The following is a 16,554-nucleotide window of genomic DNA, read 5'->3' on the forward strand; positions in this document are numbered from 1 at the left end:
GAAGTGAGGAGCCGGCGCGAGGATAAGAGCCATTAGCAAGAGCAGATTGTTGTAATTGATTTTGCATGCAGAGTCCTTGCCGGCTTGTGTGGCCGGCCGATGTTTGTCGTCGATAGGTGTGACATCGTTGCGTCCCCTGGATCAACGACTTGGATTGGTAGTTGAGCGGGCGCATCTCGTCTGAAGGCTTGCAGTCGCGATGACAGCTGGCAACGATTATGGGGCGGCACACGGGATGAGGGGGGCAATGCAATGTTTGGGGTTGGACCGGGCTCGCGCGGAAGCAGAATGCTCAAGTGCCTTGTGAAGGAAAATGTCTCTTGTAATCGCTGTCTCACGAAAGGAATAACTATCGTGATCTTTTTTGGCCTTGAGTCGCGAAGATCTTCGTGAGTGAGAGAGTTCAAAGAACAAGGCGCGAATATGAAAAAGCGAGTGTTCCAGGCGCGATGAAAAAGAGTGGTTCTTAGACTCGCGGGCTTGCTTCTTCTCTGAGACGATCGAAATGGCCTTCTCCAAACTGAAAGCGCTGTTGCGGGCCGCCGCAGCGCGCACCATGCCCGATCTCTGGCAAGCAATCGCCAACGCTCTCAAACGCTTCTCACCCGAGGAATGTCAAAATTATCTCGTCGCGGCTGGTTACGACGCAACGTGATCGGAAAACGCTCTAGCAGTCTGCTGAAGAACCCCTCGCCACGGAGGGGGCTTGATGATTCACTTTATCATCTCGATTCGGTGGAGATGATGATGCGCGGCAGGTTTACGGATCAGGGCGGCCTGTTTTCGTACATTGCGCCGGATAAGCGTGTGCCAGCGAACCATCCGCTGCGGCAGGTTCGGGAACTTGTCCGGGACGTTTTGAGTGATTTGAACCGCAGCCTTGGGAGGCTCTACGCCAGCGAGGGACGCCCTTCGATCCCTCCAGAGCAATTGTTGAGCGCCTTGCTGCTGCAGGTGTTCTACGGCATCCGCTCGGAACGCCAGTTGATGGAGCAACTGGACTACAATCTTTTGTACCGCTGGTTCGTGGGACTGTCGCCGGACGATCCGGTGTGGGACCCGACCACCTTCACCAAGAACCGGGAGCGGCTGCAGAACGGCGATGTGTTCACGAAGTTCATGACCAGGCTTCTGAACCATCCGCAGGTCAAACCGCTGCTGTCGGACGAGCACTTCTCGGTGGATGGAACGCTGATCGAAGCCTGGGCTTCACAGAAGAGCTTTCGCCCCAAGGACGGCAGCGGCGACGATGAGGACGGCGCCAACTTCCACGGCCAGAAGCGCAAGAACGACACCCATGCGAGCACCAGCGATCCGGACAGCAGGCTTTATCGCAAGGCGGCCGGACGGGAGGCCAAGCTTTGCTATATGGGCCACGTCACCATGGAGAATCGGCATGGGCTGGCGGTGGCCGGCAGGGTCACACATGCCGATGGCACCGCCGAACGCCGGGCTTCGGAGACCATGCTGAGGGCGAGACGCAAAGCCGCAGGCCGCCGTATCACCGCCGGTGAGGACAAGGCGTACGATACCGTCGATCATGTCGACAATCTTCGCGCCATCGGCGTGACGCCGCATGTGACGCAGAACCAGGCCGTCACCAAAACCGGCAAGACCCGCAACAGCGCCATCGACGAACGAACCACGCGGCATCCGGGATATGGCATGTCGCAATCACGCCGGGCGATGGTCGAGTGCATCTTCGGATGGGGCAAGCAGCACGGCACCATGCGCAAGACCAAACATCGTGGCATCGGCCGCGTCGCCGCCGATTTCCTGCTCAATCTGATCGCCTATAACCTGATCCGCATTCCCAAACTGCTTGCCGCGTAGCCACCCCGCGTCAGGGTACACCCAACACCAGCCTGGAAAACTATAACCAACTCCACCGCGCGGCCCCAACAACGGCCACAACAACAAGAAAGCTCTCCATTTCAAGGTTTTTCAGCAGACTGCTAGTGCGATTTGTGCCGCGATAAGCTCCGTTCACCACGGAGAACGACGGCACATTCCGCTCGCCGAGCGACAAGAACGGATCGCGACCTATAGTAATGATGGGTCTAGAACTTTACTATGCCTCTCAGTAACCGCGTCTCGAACGCCGGCAAGCTTTGATTTTCGTTCGCTTAGTCCGAACTGGGACGCTTGACTGCAGATTGTGCTTCCGGGATCGCAACCGCGAGCTGAAGTAACCGGTCGCGGGCTTGGGCATTTTTCAAGTTTGAAGCTTCGACAAGTGCAAATAATCGAAAGACAGCCGCTGGTTCACGGTCCGCTGCCGCCTTTTCGCGCCGAGTGGCTTCAAGTGCGTCCCGCCTTTTGCAATGGAGTCCAGGAGCGCGGGAAGGGCCACTTGACCTTTTTGGACGACGGCCGAACTGATGCGCATCGAAACATCAGCACAGCAGGGACCTCAGCTCGGCCGAAAGCGGCACCAGATTGCCTGCGTAGCTCGCGATCATAGCCGGCATGAAGCTGTCGCGCCGGACGCGCGCGAAGTCGAACGCAAAACCCGCAGTCTCGCCGAGCATCGCCATAAATGCGAGCTGCGAGCGGCCATTGCCTTCACGAAAGGGGTGAATGGCGTTGAGCTCGCCGAGGAACCGCGAGGCCTCCGCGATGAAGTCCTCGGGGCCGTCCGCGCCGAGCGCTGCGGGCAGGGTGGCGAAGAGCTTGGTCATCTCGCCGTCAATATACTCAGGATAGCAGAAGGGATTGCCGCCCTTTGCGGTGCGTACCCTGCGATATTTGCCGGCCCAGCTGTAGACATCCTGGAAGAGATGGCGGTGCACGCTGCAATAATGGCGAGCGTTTAGCTTGCCGCGCGGCAGCGGCTCGCGGGCGCGCAGCGTGGTCATTTCGAGTTCAAACGCTTCGAGCTGCGCCGCGTCGCGCAGGCCGAGCTTGTTCTTGAGGGTGGTCGTGCCCTTGTAGGCGTAGGGGTCATCGAAGGCGTCGTAGCCGGCCGCCATCAGCCGCGCGACTTGGCGTCCCGATAGGCCCGGATCACCTCGGAGCGCTGATCGTCGGGCGAGAGCTTCCGCTTGCTCATGTCGGCGAGCCGCTTGCGGCTGGCGGCGCTCAGGCTAATCCCCTCAACTGCGGTGATCGCAGCGAAGGTGCGCTGGCCGAGGACATGGCCGGTCGTGCTGGGCTTCAGCCCCTTGGTGGTCTTTTTCATGAGTCCTTGTCGTGTCGAACCTCGCCGGCCGAAGTCTAACGGTCGAGCAGCTTGCGCGCCTGGGAGATCCGGTCCTTTAGGCCCGCTTGGAACCCAGGGTCACGCCGGCGGGTCTCGATATGGGTCGTGATTGCGGCGCGGATGATGTCGGAGACGGGCAGATTCTCGACACTGGCGACCATCTCTAGAGCTTGCGCCTGCTCTTCGGAGAGACGGACGGTCATGGCTTTAGCTTGTTTCATAGCGCTTTTTTGCACCATATCGCCGCCCTTGTCAATCGGCATGGTTCCGTGGTATCACGGTGGCAATATGCGGAGGTGGCTATGGACGACAAGCACGTCGACAACGACGACAAGGAGCGGCCCGACCGCTCAAAGACCTTTGAGATCAAGATCGATCGCACGACCCACAAGGTCTCGGAGCCGGTTCTCACCGGCGCGCAGCTGCGGCGTTTGCCGGAACCCGACATCGGCCCGGATCGCGACTTGTTCGAGGTCGTGCCGGGCGGCTCCGATCTGAAGATCGAGGCCGACGCCATGGTCGAGATGCGCAATGGCTTGCGCTTTTTCACCGCGCCGGCGCAAATCAACCCGGGCCGCGCTTGAGGGGAGGGGCCGATGCTGCCGCCCATTGACCACGAGTATTTGCAGGCGCGGGCGCCCGGACATGCCGTGTCGCTTGATGGCGGCATGATCGCGATCGTCATTCCATCCTTTCCGCTGCCGAACGGGTTTGCTGGCACAGCCGCGGATCTCCTGCTTCGGCTCGCGCCCGGCTATCCCGACATGCAGCCGGACATGTGGTGGTTCGCGCCGGCGATCCGGCGCGCGGACGGTCACGTGATCGCCGCGACTGAATTGCAGGAGGTCTATCTCGGCCGCACCTGGCAGCGCTGGTCGCGTCATCTCAATCCCGGCCAGTGGCGGTCCGGCATCGACTCGCTCGAAAGCTTTCTGGCACTGGTCCGGAAGGAGCTCGAGGCCGCCGCAAGGGCGCGCGCCGCATGATCACGACCCTCGTCCTTCCCGGTCCGCTCGCCGACGAGATTGCCTCTGCTACCCGCAACCCGCTCGAATGTGCCGGCGTGCTGCTTGCGCGTCGCGTCGATGTCGGCGCTGAGCTCCGTCTCCTCGGGCGGTCGCTGCATTGGGTGTCGCAGGGGGCCTATATCGAGCAGAGCCCCCATCACATGCTGATCGGCTCCGGAGGCTATGTCGGCGCGCTCAGCGCGGCGGAAGCCGACGGCGCCGTGCCGATCTGGTTCCATACCCATCCCGGCGAAGGCGGCGTGCCGTTGCCGAGCAAGCTCGACCGGCAAGTCGATCGTGATATCGCCGATCTCTTCCAGTTGCGCAGCGGCTCCGGCATCTACGCGTCGCTGATCGCCTCGCCCCGCGGCGAAAGCTTCGTGTTCAGTGGCGAGCTGACGCCCGAGGACGAGGCCACGACATCAATCGATCGCGTTTGGATCGTCGGCGAACGCTGGCGACTGATCCAGAATTTCGCGCGCGAGTCGTCGGCGCCGGATGCGATCTTCGACCGCAATGTGCGCGCCTTCGGCCCGGATATTCAGAGTGTGATCGGCGATCTGCGGGTCGCAATCGTCGGGTCTGGCGGCACCGGATCGGCAGTCGCCGAACAGCTGGTGCGGCTCGGGGTGCGCCATCTCCTGCTGATCGATAATGATAAGCTCTCGGCCAGCAATGTGACCCGTGTCTATGGCTCGACGCCGGGCGATGTCGGGCAAGCCAAGGTCGACCTGCTACACGCCCATTTGAGGCGGATCGCGCCCGACCTCGTCGGCTCGACGATAGAGGGGATGACGACGGTCAAGTCGGTTGCCAAGGCGCTGCGTGCGGTCGATCTGGTATTCGGCTGCACTGACGACAATGCCGGGCGTCTCATCCTGTCGCGCCTATCAACCTTCCTGCTGACGCCGGTGATCGATGTCGGCGTCCTCCTGAGCAGCGACCGCAGCGGCGCTCTGACCGGCATCGACGGCCGAATCACAACCCTGACGCCCGGCGCCGGTTGCCTGGTCTGCCGCAACCGGGTCGACATGGCGCGCGCGGCGGCGGAGATTCGAACGCCAGAGGAGCGCCAGAAGCTGGCCGACGAAGGCTATGCGCCGGCGCTCGGTCAGGTGGAGCCCGCGGTCGTGGCCTTCACCACCGCTGTGGCGGCCGCCGCCGTCAACGAGCTGCTCGACCGCCTGATCGGCTATGGCCCGCCCGAGCGGCCGACCGAGACGCTGCTGAGGCTGCACGAGCGCGAGATCTCCACCAACCGCGCAGCGCCCCGCAGCGGGCATTATTGTCATCCGGGCGCGGGAAAATGGGGCGCTGGCGACGAGGAGCCGTTTCTCGGCCAGCTCTGGGGCACGCAATGAAGATCTCCTTGTGGGAATGGCTTCCCTTTTGGCGCTGGCGCGTGATCGGTCAGGCCGGCTCGGTCGACGAGGTGCCCGATCAGCTGCCGCGCAACGCGGTCGCGCTCGTCGGCGACGCCGGCCGCACCAAGTGGATCGTCTTCGACTGCCCGTGCCGGACCGGCCACCGGATTATGCTCAACACCGACCTGGCGCGGAGGCCGCATTGGACGTTGAATCAAGTCCAGCGACTAACCATCTCTCCAAGCATTGACTATCGCGGGAGCGAGCGGCGCTGCCATTACTCTATTAGCCGCGGTCGGATCGAATGGGCCAGGGACAGTGATCGATGAATGACAGTGAAGAGGGAATAGAAGAACCGCAGTCGATCGCGCCGCAGCCGCCGCGAGCGATTGAGAAGACTCCGATGTTCACCGCGATGAACGCGGCGCGCTATCAGCGCCAGACGCTCATCAAGGACATTGAGACTGAGCATCCCAAATTGCTATGCTATGTCGCCGGCAACAAGGCACAGGTCGACCGCATCGACACGCTGGGCTTCGTCGACATGCTCCACAACGTCAACCCCGGCGATCCGATCGATCTCCTGCTGCACACGCCGGGCGGCGATGTCGATGCGGCTGAGAAGTTGATCGGGCTGGTCCGTAGTGCGACGGGCGAGGAGGGGCAACTTAGGGTCATCATTCCGGACTACGCCAAGAGCGCCGGCACGCTGATGGCGCTCGGCGCCAATGCGATCGTGATGAGCGACTCGTCCGAGCTCGGTCCGATCGACCCGCAGGTGTCGTCCCGGGACGGGAACGGCTCAGACGTCGTCTATTCCGTGCTGACCTACCTCAACGCCTATGACGCCGCGCGAACGACGCTGCGCGACACGCCAGACGATCTCGCGGCGCGGATTACCTTCGAAAAATTCGATCCGACGATTGTGCGTAAGTTCCAGTCGGTAAGGGACCGGGCGCGCTCGTTCGCCGAGAATCTGCTCAAGCGCCGTGGCAAGAATTTCTCGAAGATCGCCAGCGAACTGATGGACATTAACAAATATCAGTCGCACGGCCAGATGATCGGATGGGAGACCGCCAACGAGATGGGTCTGACGATCACGTATATGCCGTCGACCGATCCGGTGTGGCGCAAATACTGGGCGCTCTATTGCCATTTGCGGTTGGTGATCGAATCCGAACAACGGATTTTTGAATCGAACTATGTGTCGCTGCTGCTCTGACGCAAGGCATGCGCACGACAGCGGTATCGCGCGCAGTGACTTTAACGCGGACGATTTTGAGATCGCTCTGGTAACGCCGAACTCCATAAGAACTCGGGCTGATGGAGCGCACCAGAACGGCTCTTGCCGGCACAAAACCTGCCAGAATATCCGCCGGCCACCGATCGCCCAGCTTTACCGATCTGCGTTCGGACGACTGGCGGATATGACGACACGACGATGCTCTCGCACGATCCCGCGTCTTACCTAACGCTGGTTAGCTACATGGCAAAAAGGCGTGGAGTGCGCCTACCCGTAGGATTCCGGAAACCGCTTCCACGCGCGCCGAGGTTGCGCTACGCTTGCAACCTCAAGAGGAGCGGCCGCGTGGCGAGTGAGAAGCGGGTCAATATTGAGGAGCAGTCGGCGATACTGCCGCGCCTTCGCCGCGTGCAAGCGTGGCGCAGAGCTCGCTTCCAGCGCCTTCTATCTGATCCCAACATCGCTCAGAATGACCCAGGAAGGCTCAAATCCATCAAGGCCGCGCAGCTTTACACGGCCGTCTCGATGCGCGCGGAAGCCATCCTACGAGGCCTGATCGATCGCTAGTGCATGTTGTTTTTTGCCGGAATCGGGATTCCCAGAAGGGACAATTTCTGATTCAAACTCCATGCTGGAACGGGGGCCAGCATGGATGACGCGACCCTATTCGGAAGATCTTCGTGAACTCGCTCTGGCGCGGGCTGACGCGGGCGAGACCGTTCGTTCGATTGCAGAAGCGCTTCAGATCAGTCCTTCCTGTGTGACGAAGTGGAAGAATCTGCGGCGGGAGACCGGAGGCGTTTCTCCCGGCAAGATCGGCGGTCACAAGAAGCCGGTTCTGTCCGGCACCAATGCCGACTGGCTGCGCAAACGCATTCGCTCCGGCCCATTCACTTTGCGGAAGCTGACGCAGGAACTGGCTGCGCGCGGGATCAAGACCGACGTGCGGGCAGTGTGGACGTTCGTCCATGCCGAAGGGCTGAGCTTCAAAAAAAACGATCCTGCCGGCCGAACAAGATCGCCCCGATATCGCGCGTAAACGGACGCGCTGGAAGACCCATCAGGGCAGGATCGACGCTTCGCGCCTGGTCTTTATCGACGAGACCTGGATCAAAACCAACATGGCGCCGCTGCGAGGCTGGGGACCGAGTGGGCAACGTCTCCAGGCGTCTGCGCCTTTCGGCCATTGGAAGACCATGACCTTCATCGCGGCGCTGTGCCACGACCGGATCAGCGCGCCATGGGTCATCGACGGCCCCATCAATGGCGAGCTCTTCACCCTCTATGTCGAGCAGGTGCTGGCGCCGACCCTCGCAAAGGGTGAACTCGTCATTCTCGACAATCTCGGCAGTCACAAGGGCAAGGCGGCGCGCAACGCCATCCGCGCCACAGGAGCCCATCTGCTCTTCCTGCCGCCCTATAGCCCCGACCTCAATCCGATCGAGCAGGTCTTCGCCAAGCTCAAACACCTGATGCGAGCCGCGCAGCCGCGTGATGTCGAAGCGACTTGGCGCAAGGTCGGCGAACTCCTCGACGTCTTCTCCAAGGAGGAGTGCGCCAACTATCTCAAAAATTCAGGGTACGTTTCCGTATAAACACATCATGCTCTAAAGCGCGTCCGCCCGTCTCCGTCCGGCCAAAATGTGTGAGCTTTGAGCGATCAAATCATCAGCAAAATGCGGCAGATATCCGCCTCGGATGTCTAAACCAAGGTATGAGTTGCTCCAACCCCCGACATCAATAGGACTCGCGCGCGAAATCTGATCTTTCGCGAGGTCAGCTGCGAGACGCGCGATGGCTTGGGGTTCCGTGAGCCCAGCGTTGAAAAGTATCAGGGGAGTTACCGAGTGAGCCAAGCCGCGCCGTCGCAGCACCGCCGATTGCAAGAGCGGCATGGAGTCACGCGCGAACACGTCAGCGCGGTACGGAAATCTAGTCATTTGCCTTGGGTTCGCGGTTGCGCATCGATGATGATGGGCCTCTTGATGGTCCTGATCGCTCGGAGTAGATCCGTATCGGCCAGATGGGATTTAAGCGTCGGCTGATCTCTGCGATAAGGCACCGGGTGACTGAAGGCCGCAACCGTCGAGCGGCCTGTAAAATGAAATGGGGGACGTTGAGTTGCGAACAGATTTTGCGCGTATCAACCAGTCTAAAGCTATCTTCGATGATATTTACGCTTTGGATGATCCGAGAGCATATTTCTCTGTCCTGGGAGACTTGGATTATATGATCCCGGACGTGGCTGAGCCGGTTGTGCGCCAGATTCTGGCAGCGAAAACCTCGGCAACCGGCCGTAAGCCGGTCGTGCTTGATGTTGGCTGTTCATACGGCATCAACGCCGCGGTGCATCGGTTTCCACTGACCTTCGGGGGCTTGCGTCACCGCTATGCCCGACGCGAGATGAGGGCGATTAGTTCTGAGACACTGGTGCGTCTCGATCGCAATTTCTATGCAGCTTGGCCTGATGTCGGCTTGGCACGATTCATCGGCCTGGATGTATCGGCACCGGCGATCGGCTATGCAACGGGTGTTGGTCTGATTGAGCAAGGAATTGTCGCCGATCTTGAAACGGAGGCGCTATCGACCGACAGCGCGCCTGTTGTTAGATCCGCGGATGTCATCATGTCGACGGGCTGCATCGGCTACGTTACCGAGAAGACGTTCAGCAAGATTCTCGATGCGACGGAGAAGCGTCCATGGATCATCTCCTTCGTGCTAAGAATGTTCCCATTTGACTCCTTGGCTGCGACGTTCGCGAAGTATGGCCTTGTGACTGAACGTCTTACCGGCGCAACGTTCATTCAGCGTCGCTTTCGCGATGCTGAAGAGTTTGAAAGTTGTTTGGCTACTTTGGCGAGGCTTGGCGTCGATGCCACCGGCCTTGAATCGGAAGGGCTGTTTCACGCCGATCTGATCTTGTCCCGACCCGAGGCGGACGCGCGCGCCAACCCACTGGAAGACATTGTCACCGTCGCCAGCGGCAGGGGACGGCCGATCGGGCCACGTTTTGTTCACGTTGAGGGGAATGAGGGCTTGCAGGTCGCGCTGGAGCCGTGATGGGTTCGTTTTCCGATGATGGCCCTAGATGTGGCCAGGGAATGTCGGTGTCGGTGATTGCGAACTCCGCAACCACTCAAATTTGCAAGGAAGAACGTCCTGGCCAACGCGGTCCATGATTTTGACTTGCTCGGCAATATTCGAGACGCAGCTGAATAGCGTACGAAAGCCAGCAAGGCGCGGCTGAAGACAATTCGCCTCAGGGGTGCACTTCGGATGATAGTGGCGAGAACGCTGGCTGGACCACCGGTTCGCCGGCCGCTGCGACACTCGTCGCCAGCGCCTCGAACCGTATCCGACTCATCCGCAGTCTTAACTGGGCGGGAGCGCTATCCTGGTGTTGTCTTATTAGGGACACCTTGCGCGCGCCACGGATAAGGGCGGCGCTACTCGAGCTCGCGTTCGGCTCGGAAACAGTTCGCGCGGCAAAGTGCCCGCAATAATGCATGAGAATGTTAGATGACAAACCTTTCCCGCTAACGGGCTCTACTGTTCATCGCGATCTATGGCTTTTTGCCTAGCCGCCCAGGCGAAAGACCGCAGCATTGTCGCTAAACCAATTGCGCCGCGTGATGTTTGCGCCCGCCCGATGGCCTCTGGAACGAACGACACCGCCTCGTTGCAGGCCGCCATTGCCCATTGCCCCGCCGGTGCAGCGGTCTATTTGGCGCATGGCGAGTTCCTGTCAGGTCCACTCGAGATGAAATCGGACGTCACGCTATGGATCGAGCGAGGTGCCACGCTTTTTGCGATGTCCGACCCGAACGCGTATGACAGGGGCTCGGGACATTGCGGTCGCATCGCAGGTAAAGGTGACGGCTGCCGCCCGTTCATCAGCTTTTCTAGAACGCGGTGGCGGCATCTACACCTGCCGACGCCCGCAACACCGACGGCATCGATCCTGGCGCCAGCCAGGATGTGACCATTACCCATAGCGTCATCCGTACCGGAGACGACAATGTGGCAATCAAGGCCGGCAATAACGGTCCCACTCGCTATGTCTCCATCGTCGATAACTATTTCGGCTGGGGACATGGAATGTCGATCGGCAGTGAGGTGAGCTCCGGTGTGAGCGACATCCTCGTGCGGGGCTAATTCTCGACGGCGCGACATCAAGAGTGATGTCAGCCGGGGCGGCCTGGTGGAGCGAGTGACCTATGATAAAATCTTCCGTACGTTTTGGACGAAATGACGTGCGGTTCTGTACGTCAGGTACAGATGGATCTCGTGAGGCTGTGGGGCTTGGAATTCACTGAGTTCGAAAGCTCAACCACGATGCTAACAACCTTCTCCAGCTTGCGAACCGGCGACCAACCGATATGTATCTGGCGCTAAGACGTCCAAGTGTCTCTCTCCTGCTGACAATTGTCCTGATCGGCAATGGTCACCTGGCATTGGAAAGCCGCAGTTCGAGTAGATCAGACCCATCGTCCCCATACCAAGGTACGCCGACCAGATTCAATTCGCTGATCTCGTTGCCGAGTAAGGTCGATGTCTCCGGAAGGTCTGCTCCACGCGAACCGTTCTGCTCCTGTAGCTCTGCGACTTTTGACCCTGCATAGGGCAATAATCTGGCTGGGAAGCGCTTCCATCCATCCTGATTGCCGCGCGGCAGACCCTGCGAGTTGCGCAACGTTCAACTCAAGCAGAACCGTCGCCCCATGTCGTCAGGGGACCCGTGCCATAAGGCCTCTATGAAGTGCTTCTCATGTGAAGCGCACTATCTCTTCTTCCAACGTGGACGCGTCGGCTTTCGACCTTTAGGCAAGGCCTTGGGAGGTGTCGCACCTTCCGGAGGTTCAACAAAGAATTCAGACACATGAACATCTAGCGTTTGGGCGATACGTTCAAGGAGGTCAATTGTCCGGTTCTTGTGGAACGTCGTAAGACAGGGGCAAACCCGAAAAGTATCGATCTGCCGACAGGCCAAACACCCCGAAATAGCTCAGACGAAGCGCGCCTGCGACAAGCAGCATCGTGCCAAGAGCGGCAGACAGGGGGCTTACGCCTTGCAACTGCAGCAACGTGATCGAGGGAAATACCGCGCCGTAAACGAGATCGGAGAAGCCGTCCAGATTCTTGCCCATCTTCCCGGCCGTTTCCGAACGATTCCGAAGCCGGCCCGCGACAATCCCGTCGAGGTGATCTGCGAGCATCGCCCACAGGGCTATCGCGACAGCAAGTTCAATGCGACGGTCGATCGCAAGAGACAGGGCGATGCCCGACAATATCAGTCCGGATGCCGTTATCGCGTTGGCCGGGTCAAGCAAATAGCGGAGCATCGTCTTCGCTCGCTGGTGAATTCAAGTCCGGGGGCTGGGGTGCTGGGGAGAATGCTGTTCCGCGAACAGCTCGTTCGCTATTCGAAGATCGTCAGCCGTGTCGATCTCCCACCAGCGCTCATGGTCACATCGCGCTGCCGCGAGTTGCAGGCCCCGTCGTTCGATCAAATATGCGAGAAGTTCTTCCGTGTAGGACCTGGTGGCTCCTGATCTGATAATGTCGTCCAGGCCTGGAACAATCGTTGTCCGCAGAGCGAACGCCGAGAAGCGAAACAGATTCAGCGTCTTGAAAAGCGCTGGATTCCGCGAAAGGTCGGCGCCAGACTGTTGCAGACGAAAGCCCGAAATAAAACCAGCTTCGGAGAGCAGAACCGCGGAGCCCTGCATCCTCGCATCAAATGGCGCGACCGCCGCGACCGCGGACGCCTCGCTTTGATCGAAACGATCGAGGACGGCCTGCTCGAAAAAGACGTCCCCCTCCAGCAGGTAATGATCGCCGCGGAGCAGGACGTCGCGCGCCAGCCAGAGCGAATACGCGCTGCCGGTCTGGTCGAAAAGAGAAGACTCGATGTAGTCGATACGGACGGAGCCGAACCGGGCCCCGCAAGCGTACTGGATGGCGTCTTTGCGGTAGCCGACCACGATCGCGGCGCGTTCCACGCCGACGGCCTCCAGATGTCGCAAGGCGTTGAGAATGATCGGCGTTCCATTGACCTCGACAAGGGGCTTTGGTCGCAGATCCGTGAGCGGCCGCAGGCGGGAGCCGGACCCAGCGGCAAGTATGATCGCATCTTTCGGAGCGATGTCAGTCATCCGGAAGCTCCTTCAGTTCGTCCGATGCGCGCAGGGTTTCAGGTGGCGGCTTCGCCCAGCCGCAGGTGTCGCGAAGTGCAGAACTACTTCCCTCGCGGGCTCCGGGAGTTCTCTCCGATCGGCGACGTGGAGGCGTGCGACCGCTGCGGCATGCCACCTCTTGCCTCGTGATGAGCCCCAAGACGGCCTTTCGCCCGCATGGATGAGGCTCATTGATCATGGTGCGGAGAATGAAAGTATTTCGCTTCGGCGCGGGCGAGCTCGTCATACCCGAGCAATTCGAAGACTTCGTCGAGGGTCGCGATATTGGGCTCGACACTGGCGGTATTCTCCTCCGCGATGATGCGACTGCAGACCTGGCGCATCGCAGCCATCGCGGCTCGCATGGAGTGATTGGCCCAGATCACGGTGGAGATGCCCGCTCTGCGGTACACCGAGACCGGTGTTCGATAGTACTTCGTTGGCACGATCACGACCGGCAGTTTGTTCCGCCTCGCTCCCGCGAACGCGAGGATCTCGTCGGCGGCGCTTCTGCGCGAGTGAATGAGGATCGCGTCGGATCCGGCGTCCGCATAGGCGTGGGCGCGCGAAATCGCTTCCTGGATGTCATGCCCCGCGATGAACGATTCGATACGGGCAACGAGGACCAGCTCGTCCGCGACCGCGTCCTTACAGCGCGCAGCCGCCCCGAAAACTCGTTGATGTCGGCGAGCGGGTGTCGATCGCCGATGAGCGAGTTGGTTTTCGGAAAACAGCTGTCTTCCAGCGTGACTCCGGCAGCGCCGCATTGACGGAGCTTCCGGGCCAGCAGGCGAGCATTGTTGTAGTTGCCGAAGCCTCCGTCGCCGTCGACCAGAACCGGCAACTGGCTCGCGTCCACGATCCGCTCGACTGCGCCGACAAGCTGATTCCAGGACGCTTCATTTGCGTCGCGATAGCCAAGACAGGACGCGATCGAGAGGCCGGATGCCCACAGCCCTTTGAAACCTGCGCGTCCGGCGATCGCGGCGGAGAGGCCATCGTGCGCTTCCATGAGAAACGATATTTCACTGGTGCAGCCGATCTGGACGCGCATCATGTCCGCAAACGATTCTCTTGCGGACGGAATAGGACGATTTGCGGAGACGGTACGTGCTCGGACCTGCATGCGAACCCTTGTGCATCTGAACGGCCGGGTGCGCCTGACCGGCCGTCGCTCGCGATCGACGGTGACATGTGGGCGTCATCTGGATCAATGACGAGTGTTGGTAGTTGACCTGATCTCGAAAATGGAGGTGCCGGCCGATGCTGGCGCGTTCGATCCGGCCCGGTGAAATTTGCAGCCCCGCAAGAGATTTAGAGCGCGTCTGCGCACGAATCTTGTTTCGCTTTGTGCCGCACAAATGCGACTCCCGCCCTCGTACGTCGCGCCTTCTGGCACGAGCGTAGACATGGTGCGCCTGAAGCGAAACGACGAAGCGCACCCAGAGCGCTGGCGAGGTTCCGATGTCGAATGAGCGACGTGAGAGTCCTCATATCGTCGTTAAACGCGTTTACGATCGGGCCAGGCCTGTTGGCATGATTCTTGATTGAAACACGTCAGCAGCATCACCGGCTAAAGGAGAGGCAGTGGTGACTCGCACAGCCGTCAAGCATTTGCGGATTGCCCGCGCTGGTCACGCGGTCGGCTGTTTCGATGAGGCGACCGATCGCACCATCAAAACCTTCTTGCCGGCATGATCGATTACTGGCTCGCAGTCCGCGATAATATCGCTGCTCGTTTAGGTAGCGGCGCTACGGCTGTGCCTACCGGCAATAATATTCGTGGAGCTGCCATCTTCAGGCGGCTCGAAGCCGAGATCCGGCGCATGGACCTGGAGGGACCGACCGCCGTCGACTGGGGCAAGGTCAATATGCTGGCGCTCGATATTCTGTCGAAGAGATCACAGGACATCCTGGTTGGCTCCTGGCTCTCTTATGGCTTGTTCCGAGCGGAGGGATATGAGGGGCTTGCCGTCGGTCTCGGCAAGTTGCGAATCATGGTGGAGGCGCGTTGGGACGAGTTGTTTCCGCCGAGCAAGCAGGAAAAGGCGCGCGCCTGCGCGGTAGAATGGCTTCTTCACCTTGCGCCGGCATTGGCCGAGAATGAGCCGACTGACGCTGATGCTTCAGCAGTGGTCGCAGCCTGCGACGCTCTGGAGGGGCTCGCTTATGAACTCAGGGCGAAGCTCGTTCACGAACCGATGGCGCTGGACGTTTTGTCGCGTTTGCTACAACCATATAATGAACGGGCAAGCGTGGTAATCGCCACAGCGGCTGAAAACGCGGCCCGGGCCATCGGAGCGGGTGTAGCATCGGAGTAGCCCCGTTCCCTGGATGAAGGTTCTGAACAAGGCCAGAGCAGGACTGGGCAACGCTGATGGCCTATACACAGCTGCTCGTGCTCTCTCTCCGGCAAGTGCGATGCCGTGCAGGCGTCGCGAATATTGGGCGAGTTGCCGTCGTTTCGATTGTTCCTAGCGCCCCCCTTATCAGCACACCAGCATTCGCTTGTTTGGGTACCGCCGGTGAGCACGTCGCGGCGGGCACGATCGCAGGGCCGAACCTGCAAAAACGAAGAGCAAAGGTATCGAGGGCGGACCAGAGCTTCATGGGATCGCAAAAGTTGATTGTTCCATCACCAAAATGCGCGAAATGTCGATTTGCTGAGCGCGTGCAACTACAAATCGTCACAACCAGGCCGTTTCCTTGGCTTTGCATTCCAGAGCTTGCGGGGAACAGTGATGTCAGGTGCCGACTGGAGATCAGAAAGCGCATATCAGGATCTGAGAAAAGCAGAAGCTGCCGACATAGCCTGGGAGTGGCTGCGGCGCGATCGCGAGTATCAAAAGCACTTCAAGGCATTGAGCAGGAAGGGACGGTCCGGTGCGGATCACTTCCGGCGGAAGTGGGGACTGACGTTTCGCAGCTGATCCGAGAAAGCCGTTCTACGAACAGGCTGTTTTCTGGGCGCCTGAGGCCTTGCCGACCGTGCTGACCATCGGCATGGCGAGCGGTTTGGACGACTCGCTTCGATACAGGCTGGATTTCGCCGAACTGGCCGGCTGCGAGCTCCGGCAAGCGGCGGATGGTTGGCATGCCATCGTGCCGCTCGGAGGAGCGAAACATCGGCTGTGGCTAAGTGAGCTTTCGCCAGATAGATCACCCGTTGCCATGGACTTGCCGCTCGACCGCAACTTCGATGTCCGTTTGCGGGCTGCTCATCGATTTTGGCTGGCGCTGGAACAGCGCCGCGTCGGTTGGCCCCCTCTCGCCCAGTCGAGTGGCACCCGGGACAGGCACATACTTGGCCTGCGTGCCGTAGATGGCTGGCTCGAAGGCAACAGCTACCGCACGATCGCTGAAGGCCTGTTCGGCAAGTCTCGCATGCCGGATCGAGGCTGGAAGACACATGATCTGCGCAGCCGAACCATTCGCCTGGTCCAGATGGGACTGCGCCTCGTTCGCGGCGGCTATCGTGATTTGCTTCGTCACAAGAGCAAGGGCAGTGATGATACCAGTTGAGCTCTGGATGATGTCAGCTGCGTGCCATGCCCCAATCAAC

At 60.1% G+C, this 16,554-nt stretch carries 18 protein-coding genes and 2 pseudogenes; 14 read left to right on the forward strand and 6 right to left on the reverse strand.

Annotation, left to right across the window (positions count from 1 at the left end):
• Positions 1 to 499: 499 nt before the first annotated feature.
• Both ACVW1C_RS29700 and ACVW1C_RS29705 read left to right on the forward strand, forming a co-directional pair.
• Positions 500 to 655, forward strand: a pseudogene (locus tag ACVW1C_RS29700) (IS630 family transposase); the annotation flags it as partial.
• 92 nt (positions 656 to 747) lie between these two features.
• Entirely contained in the window at positions 748 to 1,833 is a 1,086-nt protein-coding gene (locus ACVW1C_RS29705) for an IS5 family transposase (protein ID WP_456761332.1), read from the forward strand.
• A 563-nt stretch (positions 1,834 to 2,396) separates the two neighbouring features.
• Here the strand turns inward: ACVW1C_RS29705 and ACVW1C_RS29710 are convergent.
• The 3 genes from ACVW1C_RS29710 to ACVW1C_RS29720 are packed head-to-tail and all read right to left on the reverse strand — an operon-like array spanning position 2,397 to position 3,465.
• A complete protein-coding gene (locus ACVW1C_RS29710) occupies positions 2,397 to 2,972 on the reverse strand; it encodes a Fic/DOC family protein (RefSeq protein WP_456761333.1) in 576 nt (191 codons plus the stop codon).
• Complete coding sequence (locus ACVW1C_RS29715) at positions 2,972 to 3,181, reverse strand: hypothetical protein (protein WP_456761334.1); 210 nt, start codon at positions 3,179 to 3,181, stop codon at positions 2,972 to 2,974. The genes ACVW1C_RS29710 and ACVW1C_RS29715 overlap by 1 nt, the downstream gene beginning before the upstream one ends.
• A gap of 35 nt (positions 3,182 to 3,216) precedes the next feature.
• Positions 3,217 to 3,465 carry a DUF6290 family protein gene (locus ACVW1C_RS29720; RefSeq protein ID WP_456761335.1) on the reverse strand — a complete coding sequence of 83 codons (249 nt, stop codon included), beginning with the start codon at positions 3,463 to 3,465 and terminating at the stop codon, positions 3,217 to 3,219.
• Positions 3,466 to 3,504: 39 nt separating this feature from the next.
• On the opposite strand from ACVW1C_RS29720, the gene ACVW1C_RS29725 reads away from it, so the two are divergent.
• The 9 genes from ACVW1C_RS29725 to ACVW1C_RS29765 all read left to right on the forward strand — a co-directional run bounded on the left by ACVW1C_RS29725 (position 3,505) and on the right by ACVW1C_RS29765 (position 10,971).
• Positions 3,505 to 3,786 carry a multiubiquitin domain-containing protein gene (locus ACVW1C_RS29725; protein ID WP_456761336.1) on the forward strand — a complete coding sequence of 94 codons (282 nt, stop codon included), beginning with the start codon at positions 3,505 to 3,507 and terminating at the stop codon, positions 3,784 to 3,786.
• A 12-nt stretch (positions 3,787 to 3,798) separates the two neighbouring features.
• The gene (locus tag ACVW1C_RS29730; protein WP_456761337.1) at positions 3,799 to 4,188 is read left to right on the forward strand and encodes an E2/UBC family protein; all 390 of its coding nucleotides are present in this window, start codon (positions 3,799 to 3,801) and stop codon (positions 4,186 to 4,188) included.
• Entirely contained in the window at positions 4,185 to 5,570 is a 1,386-nt protein-coding gene (locus ACVW1C_RS29735; protein WP_456761338.1) for a ThiF family adenylyltransferase, read from the forward strand. The genes ACVW1C_RS29730 and ACVW1C_RS29735 overlap by 4 nt, the downstream gene beginning before the upstream one ends.
• On the forward strand, positions 5,567 to 5,902 hold the full coding sequence (locus tag ACVW1C_RS29740; protein ID WP_456761339.1) for a DUF6527 family protein: 336 nt from the start codon (positions 5,567 to 5,569) through the stop codon (positions 5,900 to 5,902). The genes ACVW1C_RS29735 and ACVW1C_RS29740 overlap by 4 nt, the downstream gene beginning before the upstream one ends.
• Positions 5,899 to 6,795, forward strand: coding sequence for an SDH family Clp fold serine proteinase (locus ACVW1C_RS29745; protein WP_456761340.1), 897 nt, complete (start codon positions 5,899 to 5,901; stop codon positions 6,793 to 6,795). Before ACVW1C_RS29740 ends, ACVW1C_RS29745 begins: the two co-directional genes overlap by 4 nt.
• A gap of 366 nt (positions 6,796 to 7,161) precedes the next feature.
• Positions 7,162 to 7,383, forward strand: a complete 222-nt coding sequence (locus ACVW1C_RS29750) for a hypothetical protein (protein ID WP_283088291.1) — start codon at positions 7,162 to 7,164, stop codon at positions 7,381 to 7,383.
• A gap of 85 nt (positions 7,384 to 7,468) precedes the next feature.
• A protein-coding gene (locus ACVW1C_RS29755; protein ID WP_456763211.1) for an IS630 family transposase occupies positions 7,469 to 8,411 on the forward strand; the annotation gives its coding sequence in 2 pieces (ribosomal slippage) (positions 7,469 to 7,804 and positions 7,806 to 8,411; 942 coding nt in all).
• A 511-nt stretch (positions 8,412 to 8,922) separates the two neighbouring features.
• Complete coding sequence (locus ACVW1C_RS29760) at positions 8,923 to 9,876, forward strand: class I SAM-dependent methyltransferase (protein ID WP_456761341.1); 954 nt, start codon at positions 8,923 to 8,925, stop codon at positions 9,874 to 9,876.
• Between the two features lie 852 nt (positions 9,877 to 10,728).
• Positions 10,729 to 10,971 carry a glycosyl hydrolase family 28 protein gene (locus ACVW1C_RS29765; protein ID WP_456761342.1) on the forward strand — a complete coding sequence of 81 codons (243 nt, stop codon included), beginning with the start codon at positions 10,729 to 10,731 and terminating at the stop codon, positions 10,969 to 10,971.
• A 761-nt stretch (positions 10,972 to 11,732) separates the two neighbouring features.
• Here ACVW1C_RS29765 and ACVW1C_RS29770 read toward each other — a convergent pair.
• The 3 genes and pseudogenes from ACVW1C_RS29770 to ACVW1C_RS29780 form a co-directional block, all read right to left on the reverse strand.
• A complete protein-coding gene (locus ACVW1C_RS29770) occupies positions 11,733 to 12,158 on the reverse strand; it encodes a CDP-alcohol phosphatidyltransferase family protein (protein WP_456761343.1) in 426 nt (141 codons plus the stop codon).
• 21 nt (positions 12,159 to 12,179) lie between these two features.
• Positions 12,180 to 12,971: a phosphocholine cytidylyltransferase family protein gene (locus tag ACVW1C_RS29775; protein WP_456761344.1), complete on the reverse strand. Its 792-nt coding sequence runs from the start codon at positions 12,969 to 12,971 to the stop codon at positions 12,180 to 12,182.
• 209 nt (positions 12,972 to 13,180) lie between these two features.
• Positions 13,181 to 14,118 (reverse strand): annotated as a pseudogene (locus tag ACVW1C_RS29780) (isocitrate lyase/phosphoenolpyruvate mutase family protein).
• Between the two features lie 568 nt (positions 14,119 to 14,686).
• On the opposite strand from ACVW1C_RS29780, the gene ACVW1C_RS29785 reads away from it, so the two are divergent.
• The 3 genes from ACVW1C_RS29785 to ACVW1C_RS29795 all read left to right on the forward strand — a co-directional run bounded on the left by ACVW1C_RS29785 (position 14,687) and on the right by ACVW1C_RS29795 (position 16,514).
• Positions 14,687 to 15,313: a type VI secretion system ImpA family N-terminal domain-containing protein gene (locus tag ACVW1C_RS29785; protein ID WP_456761345.1), complete on the forward strand. Its 627-nt coding sequence runs from the start codon at positions 14,687 to 14,689 to the stop codon at positions 15,311 to 15,313.
• Between the two features lie 420 nt (positions 15,314 to 15,733).
• Positions 15,734 to 15,922 (forward strand): transcriptional regulator domain-containing protein, encoded by a 189-nt coding sequence (locus tag ACVW1C_RS29790; RefSeq protein WP_456761346.1) that lies wholly within the window; start codon positions 15,734 to 15,736, stop codon positions 15,920 to 15,922.
• A 58-nt stretch (positions 15,923 to 15,980) separates the two neighbouring features.
• On the forward strand, positions 15,981 to 16,514 hold the full coding sequence (locus ACVW1C_RS29795) for a DUF2285 domain-containing protein (RefSeq protein ID WP_456763212.1): 534 nt from the start codon (positions 15,981 to 15,983) through the stop codon (positions 16,512 to 16,514).
• Positions 16,515 to 16,554: the final 40 nt, after the last annotated feature.

The organism is Bradyrhizobium sp. USDA 4011 (assembly GCF_054063415.1).